This is a genomic window from Cupriavidus necator N-1 (assembly GCF_000219215.1).
Classification (GTDB): domain Bacteria; phylum Pseudomonadota; class Gammaproteobacteria; order Burkholderiales; family Burkholderiaceae; genus Cupriavidus; species Cupriavidus necator.
Genome location: NC_015727.1, coordinates 1,112,353 through 1,130,716 on the forward strand (window position 1 = coordinate 1,112,353; position 18,364 = coordinate 1,130,716).

At 61.8% G+C, this 18,364-nt stretch carries 21 protein-coding genes; 17 read left to right on the plus strand and 4 right to left on the minus strand.

Features of this window, described 5'->3' with window-relative positions; genetic code table 11:
* Positions 1–2 precede the first annotated feature (2 nt).
* From CNE_RS35035 to CNE_RS35055, 5 genes are read left to right on the plus strand one after another with little or no spacing between them, the layout of a single operon-like run.
* Positions 3–950 carry a respiratory chain complex I subunit 1 family protein gene (locus CNE_RS35035; protein ID WP_013959503.1) on the plus strand — a complete coding sequence of 316 codons (948 nt, stop codon included), beginning with the start codon at positions 3–5 and terminating at the stop codon, positions 948–950.
* 10 nt (positions 951–960) lie between these two features.
* The gene (locus tag CNE_RS35040) at positions 961–1,620 is read left to right on the plus strand and encodes a formate hydrogenlyase (RefSeq protein ID WP_013959504.1); all 660 of its coding nucleotides are present in this window, start codon (positions 961–963) and stop codon (positions 1,618–1,620) included.
* A gap of 16 nt (positions 1,621–1,636) precedes the next feature.
* The gene (locus CNE_RS35045) at positions 1,637–3,076 is read left to right on the plus strand and encodes a hydrogenase 4 subunit F (protein WP_035825909.1); all 1,440 of its coding nucleotides are present in this window, start codon (positions 1,637–1,639) and stop codon (positions 3,074–3,076) included.
* Positions 3,077–3,080: 4 nt separating this feature from the next.
* Positions 3,081–4,631 carry a hydrogenase large subunit gene (locus tag CNE_RS35050; protein WP_013959506.1) on the plus strand — a complete coding sequence of 517 codons (1,551 nt, stop codon included), beginning with the start codon at positions 3,081–3,083 and terminating at the stop codon, positions 4,629–4,631.
* Positions 4,631–5,161, plus strand: a complete 531-nt coding sequence (locus CNE_RS35055; protein WP_013959507.1) for an NADH-quinone oxidoreductase subunit B family protein — start codon at positions 4,631–4,633, stop codon at positions 5,159–5,161. The genes CNE_RS35050 and CNE_RS35055 overlap by 1 nt, the downstream gene beginning before the upstream one ends.
* Before the next feature lie 169 nt (positions 5,162–5,330).
* Here CNE_RS35055 and CNE_RS35060 read toward each other — a convergent pair whose 3' ends face one another.
* Complete coding sequence (locus CNE_RS35060; protein ID WP_013959508.1) at positions 5,331–5,534, minus strand: ribbon-helix-helix protein, CopG family; 204 nt, start codon at positions 5,532–5,534, stop codon at positions 5,331–5,333.
* A gap of 184 nt (positions 5,535–5,718) precedes the next feature.
* Between CNE_RS35060 and CNE_RS35065 the strand changes: the two genes are divergently transcribed.
* The 6 genes from CNE_RS35065 (at position 5,719) to CNE_RS40210 (ending at position 10,585) form a co-directional block, all read left to right on the plus strand.
* Complete coding sequence (locus CNE_RS35065; protein ID WP_013959509.1) at positions 5,719–5,991, plus strand: HPr family phosphocarrier protein; 273 nt, start codon at positions 5,719–5,721, stop codon at positions 5,989–5,991.
* A gap of 13 nt (positions 5,992–6,004) precedes the next feature.
* Positions 6,005–6,835, plus strand: a complete 831-nt coding sequence (locus CNE_RS35070) for a fused MFS/spermidine synthase (protein ID WP_041229096.1) — start codon at positions 6,005–6,007, stop codon at positions 6,833–6,835.
* Between the two features lie 42 nt (positions 6,836–6,877).
* The gene (locus CNE_RS35075) at positions 6,878–8,038 is read left to right on the plus strand and encodes a DUF1275 domain-containing transporter (protein ID WP_013959511.1); all 1,161 of its coding nucleotides are present in this window, start codon (positions 6,878–6,880) and stop codon (positions 8,036–8,038) included.
* A gap of 132 nt (positions 8,039–8,170) precedes the next feature.
* Positions 8,171–10,030 carry an RNA polymerase sigma factor RpoD gene (rpoD, locus tag CNE_RS35080; RefSeq protein ID WP_013959512.1) on the plus strand — a complete coding sequence of 620 codons (1,860 nt, stop codon included), beginning with the start codon at positions 8,171–8,173 and terminating at the stop codon, positions 10,028–10,030.
* Positions 10,027–10,191, plus strand: a complete 165-nt coding sequence (locus CNE_RS41840; protein ID WP_013959513.1) for a hypothetical protein — start codon at positions 10,027–10,029, stop codon at positions 10,189–10,191. Before rpoD ends, CNE_RS41840 begins: the two co-directional genes overlap by 4 nt.
* 46 nt (positions 10,192–10,237) lie before the next feature.
* Complete coding sequence (locus CNE_RS40210) at positions 10,238–10,585, plus strand: YkgJ family cysteine cluster protein (protein ID WP_080569659.1); 348 nt, start codon at positions 10,238–10,240, stop codon at positions 10,583–10,585.
* A 285-nt stretch (positions 10,586–10,870) separates the two neighbouring features.
* On the opposite strand, the gene CNE_RS35085 is transcribed toward CNE_RS40210, so the two are convergent.
* Together CNE_RS35085 and CNE_RS35090 are read right to left on the minus strand one after the other, a co-directional pair.
* Positions 10,871–11,296, minus strand: a complete 426-nt coding sequence (locus tag CNE_RS35085; RefSeq protein WP_013959515.1) for an ACT domain-containing protein — start codon at positions 11,294–11,296, stop codon at positions 10,871–10,873.
* Positions 11,297–11,823: 527 nt separating this feature from the next.
* A complete protein-coding gene (locus CNE_RS35090) occupies positions 11,824–12,684 on the minus strand; it encodes an MBL fold metallo-hydrolase (RefSeq protein ID WP_013959516.1) in 861 nt (286 codons plus the stop codon).
* 84 nt (positions 12,685–12,768) lie between these two features.
* Between CNE_RS35090 and CNE_RS35095 the strand changes: the two genes are divergently transcribed.
* The 5 genes from CNE_RS35095 (at position 12,769) to CNE_RS35115 (ending at position 15,714) form a co-directional block, all read left to right on the plus strand.
* Positions 12,769–13,101: an ArsR/SmtB family transcription factor gene (locus CNE_RS35095; RefSeq protein ID WP_013959517.1), complete on the plus strand. Its 333-nt coding sequence runs from the start codon at positions 12,769–12,771 to the stop codon at positions 13,099–13,101.
* Positions 13,095–13,529 (plus strand): YeeE/YedE family protein, encoded by a 435-nt coding sequence (locus CNE_RS35100; protein ID WP_013959518.1) that lies wholly within the window; start codon positions 13,095–13,097, stop codon positions 13,527–13,529. Before CNE_RS35095 ends, CNE_RS35100 begins: the two co-directional genes overlap by 7 nt.
* A gap of 1 nt (position 13,530) precedes the next feature.
* Positions 13,531–13,962, plus strand: coding sequence for a DUF6691 family protein (locus CNE_RS35105; protein ID WP_041229097.1), 432 nt, complete (start codon positions 13,531–13,533; stop codon positions 13,960–13,962).
* A 370-nt stretch (positions 13,963–14,332) separates the two neighbouring features.
* Entirely contained in the window at positions 14,333–14,935 is a 603-nt protein-coding gene (locus CNE_RS35110; RefSeq protein WP_013959521.1) for a hypothetical protein, read from the plus strand.
* 200 nt (positions 14,936–15,135) lie between these two features.
* The gene (locus CNE_RS35115; protein ID WP_013959522.1) at positions 15,136–15,714 is read left to right on the plus strand and encodes a M24 family metallopeptidase; all 579 of its coding nucleotides are present in this window, start codon (positions 15,136–15,138) and stop codon (positions 15,712–15,714) included.
* A gap of 119 nt (positions 15,715–15,833) precedes the next feature.
* On the opposite strand, the gene CNE_RS35120 is transcribed toward CNE_RS35115, so the two are convergent.
* Positions 15,834–16,142: a hypothetical protein gene (locus tag CNE_RS35120; RefSeq protein WP_013959523.1), complete on the minus strand. Its 309-nt coding sequence runs from the start codon at positions 16,140–16,142 to the stop codon at positions 15,834–15,836.
* A gap of 809 nt (positions 16,143–16,951) precedes the next feature.
* On the opposite strand from CNE_RS35120, the gene CNE_RS35125 reads away from it, so the two are divergent.
* Positions 16,952–18,115, plus strand: coding sequence for a porin (locus CNE_RS35125; RefSeq protein ID WP_013959524.1), 1,164 nt, complete (start codon positions 16,952–16,954; stop codon positions 18,113–18,115).
* The last annotated feature ends 249 nt before the right edge of the window (positions 18,116–18,364 follow it).

Genomic DNA, 18,364 nt, shown 5'->3' on the forward strand with positions numbered 1-18,364 from the left:
ACATGAACCTGACCGGAATCCTGTCACAGCTACTCGAGATTGTGATCTCGATCGCGCTGGCGCCACTACTGATCGGCTGGGTCAATCAGTGGCGGGCATGGCTGCAGAACAAGTCGGCACCCAGCCTCTGGCAACCGTATCGAATGCTGCACAAACTATTCAACAAGGAATCGGTGGTCGCAGATAATGCGTCGCCGCTGTTCCGCGCCACGCCCTATGTGGTGTTCGGCTGCATGGCGCTCGCTTGCTCGATCATCCCTACCGTTTCCACGGACCTGCCACTGGCACCGGCCGCCGACGCGATCGCCCTGGTCGGCCTGTTCGCGCTGGCGCGGGTCTTCATCTCGCTGGCGGCGATGGATGTCGGCACCGCGTTCGGAACGCTGGGCGCGCGGCGCGAGATGCTGATCGGCTTCCTGGCGGAACCGGCGCTGCTGATGGTGCTGTTCTCCGCCTCGCTGATCTCCAAGTCCACCTCGCTCACCACCATTGTCGAGACGATCGCTCACCGGGACCTGGCCATCTACCCGGGCCTGGCGTTTGCCGGCGTTGCGTTCACCATGGTATCTCTGGCCGAGAACGCCCGTATACCGGTCGACAATCCCGCCACTCACCTCGAGCTGACGATGATCCACGAGGCGCTAATCCTCGAATACTCGGGCCGACATCTGGGACTCCTTGAATGGGCGGCCAGCCTCAAGCTGTTCGCCTATTCCTGCATCGGCCTGGCACTGTTCTTTCCCTGGGGCGTTGCCGAAGCGCATGCTCCCCTGGCCATACTGCTGGCGCTGCCCGCGCTGCTGCTCAAGCTCATCGTGGGTGGGGTCCTGCTGGCGGCGCTGGAGACGGCGAGCGCCAAGATGCGCATCTTCCGTGTGCCGGAGTTCCTGGCCACTGCCTTTCTGCTGGCTGTGATCGGCATGCTGGTCCACTTGCTGCTGGCTCACTGAGAACACGGCAATGACTGCGCTCCTCACCCAGTTCGTCAACCTCCTTGGCGCGGTGCTATTGATCCTCGCCTTCGCCATGATCTCGCAACGACGAATCCTGTCGCTGATTTACCTGTTCACGCTGCAGGGGGCGACCTTGGCGTTGGCCACGGCCGTCGTCGGCTACGTGACGGGCCAGCCGCACCTTTATCTGTCGGCCGGGCTGACCCTGATACTCAAGGTGTTGCTCATCCCCTATCTGCTGCACCGCGTTATCGATCGTCTCCAGATACGCTGGGACGTCGAGACGCTGATCAACATTCCCACTACCATGCTGATCGGCATCATAGTGGTTATCTTCGCCTTCAACCTCACCATGCCGATCTCGCGGCTATCGCTGAAGCTCGCCAGCGGCACGCTGGGCATCGCGCTGGCCTGCGTGCTGTTGTCCTTCCTGATGATGATCACGCGCTCCAAGGCGGTGCCACAGGTCATCGGTTTCCTGGCGATAGAGAACGGTCTCTTCTTCGCCGCCACCGCCGCAACCTACGGCATGCCGATGGTGGTCGAGCTGGGCATCGCACTGGATGTGCTGATCGGCGTGCTGATCCTGGGTGTGTTCATGTTCCAGATCCGCGAGCAGTTCGACAGCTTGGACATCCGTCACCTTGAGAAGCTGAAGGAGGACTGAGTTGATTTCCTTGGCCATGCTGCTCGCAACCCCGTTCGCCGGAGGGCTGGTGCTGGCGCTGGTGGGACATCGCGAGCGTGCACGCGACATCAATGTCGCGTTCAGCCTGGGCACATTCCTCGCCGCCTGCATGCTTACGGCGCAAATCGTCGCCAATGGCCCGATGCTGGCGTGGGGCCGTGAGTTCTACATCGACCCGCTGAACGTTTTTCTGGTTGCGCTCACCGCGTTCGTGGGCCTGACCACCTCGATCTTCTCGCGGCCGTACATGCGGGTGGAGCACGATCACGGTAAGATGACGCCGCCGCGGCTGCGCCTGTACCACAGCATGTACCAGCTCTTCACCTTCACCATGCTGCTGGCGCTGACGACCAACAATATGGGCATCGTGTGGGTTGCGATGGAGGCCGCCACACTGACCACGGTGCTGCTGGTCAGCGTCTACCGCACCGCCGCTAGCCTGGAGGCGGCATGGAAGTACTTCATCCTGTGCGGGGTGGGGATTGCCCAGGCACTGTTCGGCACGGTGCTGCTGTACATGGCCGCCGAGCAGGTCATCGGCCCGGAGGGTGGCGCGCTGCTGTGGACCAACCTGGACGCGGTCAAGCGCCAGCTCGATCCCAACATCATCACGCTGGCGTTCGCCTTCCTGTTTATCGGCTATGGCACCAAGGTCGGCCTGGTCCCACTGCACAACTGGCTGCCCGATGCCCACGCCGAGGGGCCAACCCCGGTGTCCGCGGTGCTCTCCGGCCTGCTGCTCAATGTGGCGCTCTATGCCGTGCTGCGCTGCAAGGTGCTGACCGATGCGGCGCTGGGCAACCATCTGACCGGCCGCCTGATGATGGGGTTCGGCCTACTATCGGTGGTCGCGGCCGTCTTCTTCCTGATCCGGCAGCGCGACATCAAGCGCATGTTCGCGTATTCGTCGATCGAGCACATGGGCTTGATGACCTTCGCCTTCGGCATGGGCGGGCCGGTCGCCAGCTACGCCGGCCTGCTGCACATGACGGTGCATTCGCTGGTCAAGTCCGCGATCTTCTTCGCTGTTGGCCACGCCGCGCAGAAAGCTGGCACGCAAATCATGGACGACATCCGCGGACTGATCCGTGTCAGTCCCACGGTCGGCTGGGGTCTGATGGTAGGGGTGCTCGCCATCCTGGGTATGCCGCCGTTCGGGGTCTTTGCTAGCGAGTTCCTGATCGTCACGACCGCCATGCGCGAGCAGCCGTGGGCCACGCCCTTCCTGCTGCTCGCACTCGGGTTGGCGTTCGCCGCGGTGTTCAGTCGGGTGCAACCGATGGTGTTCGGCGACACCACGCTCAAGCCGCTGGCGCATCCGCCAGCGCTGGTCCCGGTGTTCACGCACCTCGCCCTAGGGCTAATGTTGGGTCTTTATATCCCGCCCTATCTCAACACCTGGTACCGGCAGGCAGCCGCCATGCTGGGGAGCTGACCCGATGACACCGTCAGATCTCAGGCTCGATCTGCTGCGACTGCCCGGGCCGCTGCCAGTCTGGCATGGCCAGGTCGGGCACGACGGCTGGTCCGCCACGGCCCGTGCGGTGGCGGACGCGGGCGGGCGCCTCGTCGCGCTGTGGGGCGTCGACCGGAGTGGCAGCGGCGGTGCGTTGACGGCATGCGTGACGTACGCCACGCCGCGGGGACTGATATGGCTCGAACTGCGGCTTGATGGTATCGCGCCCGCGGTGCCGGATCTGGCCGGCGTATTCCCATGCGCGGGCCGGATGCAGCGTGCCATGACCGACCTGGTGGGTATCGCCGTGCCGGGCAACCGCGATGCCCGGGCCTGGCTGGACCACGGCCTGTGGCCGCCGGGGGCGCGGCCGCTGCAAAGCGGCGCGTCTGCGGGAGCGGCCACGGCCGGCAAACTGCCTGCCGACTATCCTTTCGTGCGTGTGGAGGGTGACGGGGTGCACGAGATCGCCGTCGGCCCGGTGCATGCCGGCATCATCGAGCCCGGCCATTTCCGCTTTTCCGTGGTCGGCGAGAAGGTGCTGCGGCTGGAAGAACACCTGGGCTACACCCACAAGGGCATCGAGCGGCGTTTCACCGATCTGGCGCCGCTTGAGGGATTCCGGCTGGCCGGCCGGGTCTCGGGCGATTCCACCGTGGCTTATGCCTGGGCCTATTGCATGGCGCTGGAGTCCGCCTGGGGCTGCACGCCTCCACCGCGGGCGGACTGGCTGCGCGCCCTGATGCTCGAGCGTGAGCGGGTGGCCAATCATATGGGTGACCTGGGGGCGCTGGGCAACGACGCGGGGCTCGCCTTCGGCCTGGCGCAATTCTCGCGCTTGCGCGAAGACTGGCAGCGGCTGTCCGGAGAGGCTTTCGGTCACCGGCTGATGATGGACGCCGTGGTGCCGGGCGGCGTTGCGCGCGACCTGACGCCAGCGATGCTTGAGCGCCTGCGTCAGCAGTGCGACCACATTGAGCGGGAAGTACGCGTGCTGCGTGCGGTGTACGATGAGCACGCGGGCCTGCAGGACCGCTTTCTTGAGGCGGGCCGCGTCACGCCACAGCTTGCCGCCCAGCTTGGGCTGACCGGCCTCGCCGGACGTGCCAGTGGCCGCGCCGTGGACCTGCGCTGCGACCTCGCCTGGCTACCTTACGATAGCTTGGCAGTGAAAATGGCCACCCACCGCGGTGGCGATGTCGCCGCCCGCGTGGCGGTGCGATTCGATGAGCTGTTGGAGTCGCTGCGCCTGATCCGCGCTATCTGTGCAGGCCTGCCGGAGGGAGCCACGCGAATCGTGCTGCAAGCGCCCGCTGGCGCCGCCATCGGGGCAGGATGGGTGGAGGGCTGGCGTGGCGAAGTCTTCGTCGCGCTCGAACTTACCTATGACGGCCGCATCCTCCGTTGCCATTGCCACGACCCATCGTGGCAGAACTGGCCGGTGCTCGAGCACGCCATCATCGGCAACATCGTGCCGGACTTTCCGCTGATCAACAAATCCTTCAACCTCAGCTATTCGGGGCACGATCTCTGATGTGGCAAATCCTCAAGCAGATTGCCCGCACCGGCATTGTCACCGAGCCGGCGCCGCCCACCGCGGCGGGCGAGCCCGCCTCTATCCAGCGCATTCACCGGGAGCTGCTCGACATTCTCGGTCAGGCGCTGACGATCCGGCAGGTCGACGCAGGCTCGTGCAATGGCTGCGAGCTGGAGATCCACGCACTCGGCAATCCTTACTACAACATTGAAGGTCTCGGCATCAAGTTCGTCGCCAGCCCGCGCCATGCCGACATGCTCCTGGTGACCGGACCCGTCTCGCGTCACATGGAAGAGGCCCTGCGACGCACCTACGCGGCAACCCCGGAGCCGAAACTGGTAGTGGCGGTGGGCGACTGTGGCTGCACCGGCGGTATCTTTGGGGAGAGCTATGCAAGCTGCGGTCGTGTCGCCAATGTCATCCCCGTAGACGTAACCGTGCCAGGCTGTCCACCGCCGCCATTAGAGATCCTGCGCGGGATTCTGAGCGCCATTCGGCAGCGGCAGACCAATCCCGCACGGCGCTAGCGATGTTGCTCGCCAGGGCGCCTTGTATGCGATGCCCTGCAATTTGCCAACTTAGGCCCAGACTCGCAATCGTCGACACCGCTTGGCCCCGAAAGCACCTAACGCGCGTCGCGCCATGTGAAGCAGACCCATGCGAACGCCTGGGCAACTAGCCCTTTCCTACTACGTATCACCCACGTTCCTTCGCCGCCAAACCAGGTGCGCCGATCTTCGGTTTGGTGGCGTAGTCCACCTCGTACTGCTGCAAATAGTCGCGGATCATCTGGCGAACAATCTGAGATGGCGTCTGGTCTTGGGCGGCACAGAGCGCCTCAAAAGCCTTCTTCTTCTCCGGATCGATCAATACGGTCAGGCGAGCGGTCTTGGATTCCATGCGTTCTGGAGTGTCATGTTATGATAATAGCATTATCATTATATACAATTGCAAGGCTCACCACGTATCCCGCCGACATGAACTGTCGTGATGCCGGAGCGTAAGCAAGACTGCATGCCAAGCACGCACTCGCGGCATCAGTAGGGATGAGCGTTTTGGCTCACTTTTTTTCGATGAGGGCACAGTGGTAGAAGTGACCATAGAGGTGGCCGCCAAGGATGGGCTTCAGGCACGGAATTCCGCGCGCTTGGCTTTCACGGCCAATCAGTTTGAGTGCGACATCCTGCTCACCAGCGGCCCCTGGGTCGCAAACGCCAAGAACGTGATGGAGGTCATGCGGCTGTCCGCTCCGGCGGGGACGTACATACGCATCCAGGCGGACGGCGTGGACGAGGCCGCCGCTGTCGTTACCATCGCGGCCTTGCTGAGGGGGGATGCACTCCCCAAGTCTCTCTAATGGAAACGGACAGATGCACGCCGACCGCTCCTCGTTCGAGGCCTATCTGAAATTCCTGGCCGAGGCGACCAGCGACGGTACGCCCCAGGTGTTGGAAACCAAGCACGCGCTGTCGCTGCATTTCGACGCACTGGCCACCCAAAGCTTCATGTCGCGCAAGGATCCCGACAAGCTCGTGCTGGGGTACACCAGGACCATGATGGGCTTCCTGCTGTTGCACCCGACTCCAACCAGAATCTCGATGATCGGCTTGGGTGGCGGTTCACTTGCCAAATACTGCTACCGGCATCTACCCAACACCAAGGTTGTGGCAATTGAGATCAATCCGGCGGTCATCGCCTTGCGCGAGCAGTTCCAGATCCCGCCGGACGACGAACGACTCGAGGTGGTTTGCGCGGATGGCGCCGAATATGTCGCGAACCAGAATGCGCGTCCGGACGTCATCCTGGTGGACGGCTTCCTGGCCGACGGCATGCCGGTACAGCTTGGCACCGCGGATTTTTATGCCGCCTGTCATGCACGCCTGGCCGACACCGGTGTGCTGGTCGCGAATTTTCTCGAAAGCGATCCCGATATCCCGCTCTATCTGGAGGAAGTCAGCGCCGTGTTCGGCAAATCAATGTCGATTTCCCTGTCCGAGGACAGTGCTAACTACACGCTGTTCGCCTGGAAAGGGGCACACAAGCTGCCCGCTCTAGAAGCACTGAAGGCGCGGGCGCGCATCCTGGAAACGGCGCATTCGCTGAACCTGACTGCAGCCGCTCACCGTCTGAAACGCGGCGAGCGCCTTGCATCGGATCGTGCCGCCTGGCCCAAGCTGGCAAGGCGGTCGGTCCGGTATTGACAAGCCTCTTCCTTGCGTGCAGGCCTTCTCACCAACGCAACCATGCCAATCCTGTACTTGCGTAAGCTGACCGGGAAGGAGCGCAGTCCCGACAGCAATCGGCAACTGGCCTGCTACCTGGCCTTTGTTGCCGGAGCAACCAACGCAGGCGGCTTCCTCGCCGTGCAGCAGTATACCTCGCACATGTCGGGGATCGTGTCCGCCATGGCTGACAACCTGGCGCTTGGCAGTTTCTGGCTGATGTTGGACGGCCTGGGGGCGCTGCTGTCGTTTCTGGCGGGCGCCGCCTGCTCAGCGGTGCTGATTAACTGGGGTCGGCGCGAGCACCTGCATAGCGAATACGCATTGCCACTCATGCTGGAAGCCGCGCTGTTGGTGTGTTTTGGCCTGCTTGGAAGCAATCTCGAGCACCACGAATGGCTGTTCGTGCCGGCAACGGTCATGGTGCTCTGTTTCATCATGGGCTTACAAAATGCCATGATCACCAAGCTGTCAAACGCCGAAATCCGCACCACGCACGTGACCGGAATGGTCACGGACATCGGCATAGAACTGGGCAAGCTGTTTTACTGGAACTTGTCCAGAGCCGACTTGAGCAAGCCACCGGTGCTCGCCAATCGGCACAAACTGCGGGTACTCATCACGCTCATCGCATTGTTCTTCGCCGGCGGGATCATTGGTGCCCTGGGGTTCAAGCACGTCGGGTTCAGCGCCACGCTCGTGCTGGCAACCCTGCTGCTCGCCCTCGCGGCAGTCCCTGTGCTCGACGATGTGCGTCTGCACTTGTGGCGCCGGGACCTTCTGCCTCATTTGGCCTCACGCTCCCGGCGTTGGGCTCGCGCAGTCAAGGAAGATGCGCACGCGGTGTGGCTGGCCGCGCAAGATCGCCGCACGCCATGGTATGCGAAAGCGCTAGCCTTGCTGGTCGCCGCCTATGCCTTGTCGCCCATTGACCTGATTCCGGATTTCATTCCAGTGCTCGGCTATCTGGATGACGTGGTGGTGGTGCCTCTCGGCTTGTTGCTGGCAATACGATGGATTCCGGTTGATGTGATGCGCGAGCATCGCGCAGCGGCCGCTGCAGCCATCAGCCGCCCCGTCATCCACGTCGCGGCGCTGGTGATCGTAACGCTCTGGGCCATTGCTGCGGTGTCGGCATTGATCTGGCTCGTGCAACATCTTCCCGGGCGGGGAGGCAACTGAAAGGACGGCCCGATCTGGCACAGCCATCGGCCAGCCCCACAACGAAGTCGCGGTCTGGCTGACGCCGGGGGCAGAAATGAAGCGCTTTGCGAACGCCTTAGGCGGAAACGAGGCGCGTGAGCGCGCAATTAAATGAGCGAGAACCTACGTACAAGCCTGCTTGCGCTAATCGCCCTTGGCAAAGAGCGCGGTTTCCTGACGCGTGGTGAGCTGAGCGATCAGCTTCCGGATTGCGACGAAACATCAGGTGCCATCGACCGGACGCTGGCGATGGTGGCCGATCTCGGCATCGAGGTGGTCGACCGAGCGCCGGCGGAAGCTCCAGCATGGCTGACTCAGGATGCGGCACCCTCCGCAAATGAGGAGGATGTCGCAGAGGAAGTCGCCGCGGCCATCACGCAGAGCGACGGTCGATTGACTCGCACGACGGATCCCACGCAGATGTACCTGCGAGAGATCGGCGCGATCCCTCTTCTGACGCGCGGGGAGGAGGTGGCCATCACCCGGCGCATCGAAGACGCATTGGCGGAAATGATGGCGGCGATGGTGGCTTGCCCAGTCGTGGTTTCCGAACTCCTGGCTATGGCCGACCGGGTTGCCTGCGATGAGATGGCATTTGATGATCTGGTCGATCACATTGTGGAGCCGCAAGCCGAGGCAGGCGGTAGCCTGCAATCAGAAGCGCAGGTGCAGACCGAAACGGAGCTGGAAGGTGACGATACAGGGCTCGACGATGGCGATCCGGTGCCGATGCCGTCTTCTGATAGCGAATCACTGCGATGGCGGGGCATTGCCTTCGAAAGGTTTGCAGCAATCCGATGCCAGGCCAATGCGCTTGCCAGTGTCGCTTGCTGCCCAAAAGCAGAACCCACCCAGTATGTCAGGGTGCTGATCACCCTCCAAACTGAGCTTGCGGCATTCCGCTTTAGCCCGCCCGCCATTGCGGAGCTCACACAGATCCTTGAAGCGTTGATCGGGGAGGTTCGTCAAACGGAGTGCCACATCGCCGAGATTCTGATCGACAAATGTGGCATCGCGCGCGAAGTGTTTCTAGAAGGATTCAGGGATCAAGCCGCAAATCTAGACTGGATGAAAGCGCTCGCCGCCGAGAACCCTGCCATTCGCGCTCACCTGACAAGATGGGCGCCTGAAGTGCGAGCGCTTCAGCAACAGTTGCGTGCCTTGGAGGCCCGCGCCGGGATGCCGCTGGGGGATCTGCGGGAAACCGCCAAACGAGTCGCGAAGGCGAAGACGAAAGCCCTGCAAGCCCGGTCCGAGATGATCGGGGCCAACCTCCGACTGGTGGTCTCCATCGCCAAGAAATACCAGAACCGTGGCTTGCCGTTGCCGGATCTCATCCAAGAGGGAAATATTGGACTCATGCGCGCCGTAGACAAATTCGATTACCGGCGCGGCTACAAGTTCTCAACCTACGCCACCTGGTGGGTTCGGCAGGCGGTCATACGTGCCATCGCCGATAAGGCGCCCTCCATTCGTATACCGATGCATCTTGTGGAGGCCATGGGCAAGATCAACCGGCATTCACGCGAGATCTTCAGGGAAACTGGCGCCATGCCAACGCCGTCCATGTTGGCTGCCCGTTTGGCGATGAGCGAGAAACAGATCAAATCCATCCTGAATCTCGTCAAGCAGCCGATCTCGCTGGAGACGCCTTTGGGGGAAAGCGGGGATGCCCTACTAGGAGACACCTTGGCTGACGAGGACACGGTATCCCCAGTGGACGCGGCGACCCAGGTGGCACTCCATCAGGAAATGGAAACCGTTCTGGCAAGGCTAACCCCGCGCGAGGCAAAAATTTTGCGCATGCGCTTTGGCGTAGGGCTGCAGACAGACTACACGCTGGATGAAATCGGCGCGCAGTTCGGTCTGACCCGCGAGCGCATCCGCCAACTGGAATCCCAGGCATTGCGAAAGTTGCGAAAACCTGAGCTGACGACACGGCTCAATGGCTTCGTAGAGAGAAAGACATGAGCGACGAACAGTATCACCGTGCCGTGGACCTGATCCACTTGCTCTACGCAGCACTGGTCGGCCGGATGACGCCCGGCGGAGGCGAGGAAGCCCGTGAGCTGGCCGAGAGCGCTATGCAAGAGGCGTCGGAATTCCTCGGACTACCGTCGAAGGAACGGTAGTTGAACGAGATCGCGGCGCACAGTTGGGTTGAACGTACCTGCACCAATGAATAGTCAAAAGATCAGATTTCTTCGCTCACGAATTCCCAAGTTCGAGTGCACCCCTGGATGTCATGACTGTTGTGGCCCTGTGACAACCTCAACGGAGGAAATGTCGAGGCTTCCCGTCAAGAGCGATACTGAGCACGAAACTGCGCTGGCAAACCTAAGTTGCCCTCATCTTGGTACCACGGGATGCAGCGTGTATTCGGAGCGCCCATTGATTTGCCGCTTGTTTGGAACGACCCCAAGGCTTGCCTGCCCGAACGGAAACCGGCCGGACAAAATGATCGATCCGGACATTGAACAACAGATTCAGCGCTTCTTTCTAGAGACACGTCACGTGCTGGTCTGACTGAGGCAAGTGGCCACAGCCGGTAGGCAACAACGGGGCGCAGGCAATTCGCTATCGTAAGGCGCGCATTGCGCAACAGAGTCAACGGTGGCTGCCGGCAATGCCGGTGGTATCTGGGGCCTCGGGCCCCAGACCAAGTAGGCGCTGAATGAGACCGGGCGACAATCTGGTCTGTCGCGCGGGGCGTTCGCCAATCGAATCCGAGGCGTTGTGCATGTCGCGCGAACCGGGCACTCGACGCCTCTCGATACCTATCGCGAGCGCATCATGTGTGAATGCGCTCCTTCAAAGAACGGCTTTGAGGACGTCCGCTGCCCGGTTCGCGTCTGCCTGCGAGTCAACGGCCACGTACGCGACGAATTGCGTACCGATCACCGCCGCTGAGAAGCCACGGAGGTTGATCCCCGCTTCGGCTAGGTCCTCGGTCATTGCAACGGCAAGCCCCGGCTGATTGCTGCCCTGGACTCGAACACAGTGCTGCTTCCGCGCGATATTGAACCCTGCCACGGCCGCCGCCACCATTTCCCGATCTCCCTGCAGCGGTGTGACAAACACGAGGCATTCGCCAGGCCTGTCTGGACTGCGCCGTGCAATGATGAATTGCAGGTCGGCCCCGACATCGCGCAGGGTCGTCAAGATCGCGGCCAGGCCGCCGGGCTTGTCCGGAATGCTCGCCACCCAGACTTCCACTTGTTCCACGAGCAGTTCCATTGTCGCTTCTCCTAGCCCTTCTCGTTCGGTGCAAGCGGCCGCTTCCCGTATTGGCTGGTCATCCAGCCGTGGCGCACCATCCATTGAATGGGTGCTCAGCGAGAAGCCGTCTTCTTGGAGCAAACGGCGGACGTGTCTCGATGCCATCGCTTTAGCGGTAGACCAGCACGGGGACCTTGCTATGGGTCAGCACCTTCAGCGAAGCGTCAGTGGCAAGATGCACCACATGATGATGCACCAGAACTGGATGCAGCCGCGCCAACCTTGAGGACTACCGCGGGCGATTACGCTTGCATTTCTGCAAAAGACCGGCCCAGTCGACGACGTCGGTCAGTCTCAAGGCTACTGATTCGAAGTCAGGACCAGCGAACATATGCGTTTGCCTGTCCCCTTCATGCAAATGCTAGTGCTCCTCAGATGAAGAGAGTTGATGAAAGACAATACCTGCCTCAACTCGGACTGGTCCACGCCAATCGAGGCGTAGCTCTCATGCGCCACTCATCGGTAAGGTCGGTCACAAACCTGACTCAGATGACGTTTAGCGGGATTTTTAAATAGCGAACGCCATTCGCATCGGGCGGCGGCAACTCCCCGGCTCGGATATTGACTTGCACCGACGGCAGAAGCAGCGTGGGCATCGCCAGCGTCGCATCGCGCGCCTGGCGCATGGCCACGAACTGTTCCTCGCTCACGCCGTCATGCACGTGGATATTGCCTTCGCGCTGAGCGCGCACCGTCGTTTCCCATGCAGGCCCGCGCCCCTCGGGCGGATAGTCGTGACACATGAAGAGCCGTGTATTACTCGGCAGGTCCAGCAGCTTGCGGATGGAGCGATACAACTCGTGCGCGTCGCCGCCCGGGAAATCGCAGCGAGCCGTGCCGACGTCCGGCATGAACAGCGTATCGCCGACAAAGACCGCATCACCAATCTGGTAAGCCATGTCGGCGGGTGTATGTCCTGGCACATGAATCGCCCTGCCGGTCAGGCCGCCGACGGCAAACGTCGCTCCGTCGTCGAACAGGTGGTCGAACTGCGACCCGTCGAGCCGGAACTTCGGTTCCAGATTGAAGAGTTTCTTGAACACCCCCTGTACACGGCGAATGTTCTGGCCTATTGCTATCTGGCCACCCAGGCGGCGCTTCAGGTATGGCGCGGCAGACATGTGGTCGGCGTGCGCATGCGTCTCGAGAATCCACTCGACACGCAGTTCGTGCGCGCGCACAAACGCAATGACCTTATCAGCACTTGCCGTAGATGTCCGCCCCGCCTTGGGGTCGTAGTCCAGCACTGAGTCGATGATGGCGCACTCGGAGCGCCCCTCCTGAAAGACCACGTACGTCACGGTCCAGGTCGCAGGGTCGAAGAACGGCTGGATAGTCGGGTGCACGCTCGCCTCCTTGGATGCAGTGCATTCTATTCACATATATTCTATTGTTTTATATAATATTAACAAGCAAAATGTAACCGACCTATGGACCAACCCCACTCCGCCATCGACCTCGCCAGCATGCAAGTTGCAGCGGCGCAGGCCTGCGCCCTGCTCAAGGTGCTTGCCAATCCGGATCGCCTGCTGCTGATGTGCCGCCTGTCCCAAGGCGAGCTGTCTGTCGGTGAGCTGGAGGAACAGCTCGGCATCCGGCAGCCGACGTTGTCTCAACAGCTCGGTGTGCTGCGCGAGAACAGCCTGGTGGCGACGCGCCGTGACGGCAAGAGCATCTTCTATTCGGTGGCGAGCCCCCAGGCGCTTGCCGTCATGGCGGTCCTTTATGAACAGTTCTGTGCCAACCAGGAGGCGACATGCTGATTGACCTCGCTAACTTCACGCCCGGCCTGTCACTGGTCGGCGGGTTCATCATCGGTGTGTCAGCCGCCGTGCTGCTGCTGTTCAACGGCCGCATTGCCGGCATCAGTGGCATCTTCGGCGGCCTGCTCAGCCTGCCTCGAAAGGACATGGCCTGGCGCCTGACCTTCCTCGCTGGCCTGGTTGGCGCTCCTGTGATTGCGAGCCTGCTCGGCAAGCCGGCCATTGCGGATATTCAGGCAAGCTGGGGCGAAATCCTGGCCGCCGGCTTCCTGGTCGGCCTTGGCACCCGCTACGCCAGCGGCTGCACCAGCGGCCATGGTGTGTGCGGCATCTCGCGCGGCTCCATCCGCTCGCTGGTCGCCACCCTCACCTTCATGGTGGCGGGATTCCTGACTGTTTTCGTGCAACGGCACCTGATTGGAGGGTGATATGACCGCCATGACTGCACTCCTCGCAGGCTTGCTATTTGGCATTGGCCTGATGGTCTCCGGTATGGCCAACCCGGCCAAGGTGCTGGGCTTTCTTGACCTTGCAGGAACCTGGGATCCGTCCCTCGCTTTTGTGATGGCCGGTGCCATTGCCATTGGCTCGCTCGCCTTCCTCATCGCCAAACACCGCAAGCGCTCCTTCCTGGGGCTGCCTGTGCAACTGCCGGCCAGCACGACCGTAACGCTGCGGCTGGTCCTGGGCAGCGCCGCCTTCGGCGTCGGCTGGGGTCTGGCCGGCTTCTGCCCTGGCCCCGCGCTGGTTGCCCTGGGCGCTGGCTATCCGAAGGCTATTGGCTTTGTGGCAGCAATGGTTGCTGGCATGCTCGTGTTCGAGGTCGCGGAGCGCGCCAAATCAAGCATGCAACGGGCGTAGGCACGCCAGCACTGGCAGCGAAGTGCCGTTGGATAGAGGTGTGGCAGAGGAACAAACAATCCGCCGCAGGGCTGGCGCCGACGGGCGAAGTGGCGCTTTGCACGGTTCCCCCTGACTTGCCGCCCTCATAGTCAAATTCTAGGTATTCCCCCGGATGTGTTCCTGGCCAACCGTTTCCTGGCACACCGGAGCATTGCTGATGAGGGCATCAGCAAATGGTCTGCGCAGATTGCTCCGGCGCGCAGACCAGCACATCGATGGGACTGAACACCCGGTACACCCATCGCTTCGTTGATCCCAATCAACTCAAATCCCTGACCGCCGCATACCTTGGACTAGGAACTGTCATGTTTTCTTAGGAGAATCTCCCATGTCCACCAACCATCGCCTCTCCACCCTTATCACTGCGGCCGTCGTGCTCGCTTGGGCGCCAGCAGCTTTCCCGGCGTCACCGGCTACCGGCACGGAGCATGAGCAGCACCATCCTGAAAAACAACAAAATATGCCTCCGGTCGTAGCCCCCGGAGTTTCCAGCGATGCAAGGCTGGACGCCCAGGTTGCCCACCTGCGTGCCATCAGAGAGCGGCTTGCGCGGGCCAAGACGCCGGAAGAGCGCCAGGCCCTCTTGGCTGAACGCCATCAGGTCATGCAAGATGCAATGGCCATCATGCAAAAGGACATGATGAAAATGGGCGGCCCTGCTCGTATGGCTCCTGGCAAAAGAGTCGCCAAGGGAAACGCCCCATCAAATCAAATGCAAATGTGCCAAGACATGGCGGGTAGTCACATGGCGTTCATGCAGGAAATGATGCAGACGATGGCCAACGACCAAGGCATGGGTCCGGGCATGGGCCCGGGCATGGGTCCGGGCATGGGTCCGGGCATGGGTCCGGGCATGGGTCCGGGCATGGGTCCGGGCATGGGCCCGGGCATGGGCCCGGGCATGGGTAGAACGATGGCGCCAGGCGGATGATTGGTCTAGCCGTAAGGCTTGGCCCTCGCGCGGACCGATCCCGTTGGACCGGCGACCTGCCAGCCCCTTGCCGTCCGGCCGTGCGCGCTTGCGACAGCAGTCCCGCTGCAGCGGCAGAACGGAGTGAGCGTCTGCGAAGCTTTCAGCGTAGCGTCGCCGGCGCCGAAGCGTGTGGATATGCCCGAAGTGAGGATCACATCATGGACAAGCCGGTCTTTGATTACGCGGCCCGTTGGCAGCGCGCGGCGGCTTTGATGGAGCAGCAGGACGTCGACGCGCTGCTGCTGATGAAACCTGCAAATCTTGCATATTTCACTGGCGACGGTCGACCTTGCGCGCTGGCGCTGCTGACTCGCACGCTGCATTGTGTTGTTGCCGTGCCGGCTTGTGATCTAGCCAGCATTCGTCGCACTTCCGTCGCAACCGAGCTTCGCTCTTTCCAGAGCGAAGTCGAGATGTTCCACGGCTTCCGCGATGTATTAAAGGAACTCGACCTTACACAGGCAACGATTGCCATCGAGAAGAACTTTTTCGACGCCGCCTTATATGATGTCTTTGTTGCCCACATCCTACCGAAAGCCCATGTTGTATCCGCTACACCAATTGTTTCGCAACTCCGCATGTTGAAGGACGTGGCCGAAATGGCAAGCATAAAGGCTGCCGCTAAAGTAGCAGACTCGGGGATGGATGCGGTTTCGCGTGCGCTGCGGCCGGGGATTCGGGAAATCGAGATCGCCGGTGAAGCAGAATTCGCCATGCGAAAGGCTGGCGCCGAGTGATGGGCATCGGTTACGTATGTCGCCTCCGGCTGGGTCGAGCGGGCCGATGACCTGGCGCGCATCCGCGCCTGCGTCGAGCGTTAGCGCCACATCGTTGAAAGCGCCCTCCATGCCGAACGCTATGCAATCGCATCCCGCCCCATCCACAGCACGCCAAAGCGGCGGTTATCCGGGAACACCATGCCCGGGCCGACTTCATAGACATATTCGGGGGATATTCCGATGCCGACCACTTCCAACTGCCGTTCGCGCCCGTTAAGGATGGCTGTGACGCGGGAGCCCACCTCCAGACCGTTCGCGGCAGCAAATGCGGCGCTGGCCACGACCTCGCCCTCCCGGGCGGGGCTCGGATAGTTTCCGTACAACAGGAAGAGCGCGTTTGCCACTGGCACGCCGATGGCCGGCAAGGAAACCAGCAGGTGTTGCATCCGACCACCAGCCATGATGCAAATAGAAAGGACGAAGTCAAACGCATCACTTTTTCTCGTCGCTGGACGATGTACGTCCAATAATTTGTACCGATGTTGCGCTTCGATCTGTGTGGCATCTAATGGACTAGACGAGGACGACGAGCTTATGCAGTCCGTATCATCTTGACTCTGCAGACCCCGAGACGCTCTGCTGGTCAAAGGGCGCCTCGAAAAACTTCCGTCCCATGTCGAACCGGCAGCGTCGATTCCCGGCGACGATGCAACGCCGGAGGTTGCTGACGCCAGCAGCCACGGAAAAGAGTTGCCTCAGGATCCCCAAGCCGACGCAGTTCCCCGTCGAAAACGCTGAACCGGTCGGAGAAGACGTCCGGCCGGCACCGAAATCAAAGCTTACCCCTGGGTACGGCCTCCGAATCAGGCCGCAGCCGCTCCGTGAGCACGACTCGTTCCACGCATTCCGGGACGCATCGGTCGTCTTCTGTTCCCCAAAAGCCAAGCACGGCAGCCCTCTTCCCGGATTCGGTTCTCCAGCCGGTGAAGTCGCTGTCGGTCGTCGCGCTCGAAGTTGTTCAGGCGCATGGGGGAAGTTCGAAGGCAGTGGCAGCCAGCTCTTGGCGTCGACTGTCTTAAATAGCCGACACCACTGCGTGTTTCCCGCGGTTTCCGGTCATCGGTTGCTGGCGGGAAACGGGCTTCGCTCCTAAGCTCGAACAGGCTGCCCGGCAGCATGTTGCAAGGTCAGGCATGCAAAGAATGAAGTTGTGGCTGGACCACCCAAAGCAAAAAAGAGAAAGAGAGGAGAACAAATGTCACTGAAAAGGATGGCCCTGGCGACTCTGCTGGGATGGCCGATGGCAACCCTTGCGCAGTCAAGCGTCACGCTGTACGGCGTGATCGACGCCAACGTGGAATATGTCAACCACGCGGGCGTCGTGCCGACGGCCGCCAACGGATTCAACCCGGGACCGGGCAACGATGCCTACCGACTGACTTCCGGCGGACTTTCCGGCTCGCGCTGGGGCCTGCGCGGCAACGAGGACCTGGGCAGCGGCATCAAAGCTATCTTCGTGCTGGAAAGCGGCTTCGGCCTCGATACCGGCCTGTCGCAGCAAAGCGGCCGCCTGTTCGGCCGCCAGGCTTTCGTGGGCGTCCAGAGCGACCGCTTCGGGCAGGTCAGCCTCGGTCGGCAGTACACCTCGATGTTCGAGGCCCTGGCCAACTTCTCTCCAACCGCCTATGCCACGCAGTATGAGCCGGTCGTCATGCAGTCCGGCCCCAACTACCGCGAGGACAACACCATCAAGTACACCGGGAAGTTCGGGGGGCTGACGGCACTCGCGCACTGGTCCTTCGGCGCCGGGGTGGCCCTGCCCGCCTCGGTAGGGTTCCCCATCCCGATCGGCGGCAATGGCGAAGTCCCGGGGCAGTTCCGGCGAGACACCGCCTATGGCGGGGCACTGGCTTACACGTTCGGCCCGTTCGCCGCGACGGCCGGCTATGACCAGTGGAATCCCACAATCGGCACCGGCACCGGCATCATCAAGAAGGCCGTCGTAGGCGCCAGCTATGCGTTCGGCCCCGCCAAGATCATGGGAGGCTACCGCTGGGGCCAGAACAAGAACGCGGCCGATGTCCTGATCCAGCGCGATGACTTCTACTGGATCGGGGCCAACTACCAGGTCACACCGGCACTCGCGCTCACGCTCGAGTACAACTACGACGACCTCAAGAACCTTTACGGCAACACGAGTGTAGCCAACCCGTGGCAGATCTCCTTCGTGGCCGACTACTCACTGTCCAAGCGCACCGATGTCTACCTGACCACGGCCTATGCTAAGAACGCCGGGTTGATGCTCGAGTCGCTCGCGACCTTCTATGCCAACAGCCTGTCGCTAGGTAACAGCTATGTCCTCGGCAACGGGCAGAGCAACATGTTCGGCGTCGCCTTAGGCGTCCGGCACAGGTTCTGAATGCGCGGGGAGACCGGCAAGGCGTCATCGAATGGAGGGGACTTCCCCGTCCCGAGGTCGCGGCGCAAGCCGCCAGCTGGTTCGGAAGTGCCATGATGGCGTGTCGAAGCCGCATCACAACCAACGAAGGGGAATTCCCTTCCATCCGACTAGTACAAAGCCTTGATACTTTCAACTCCGATCTTTCGTTGCACAGATCAAGGCCGTCAGCGACAAAAAACGGGCAGCACTGGGAGCCGGCAAGCCCCA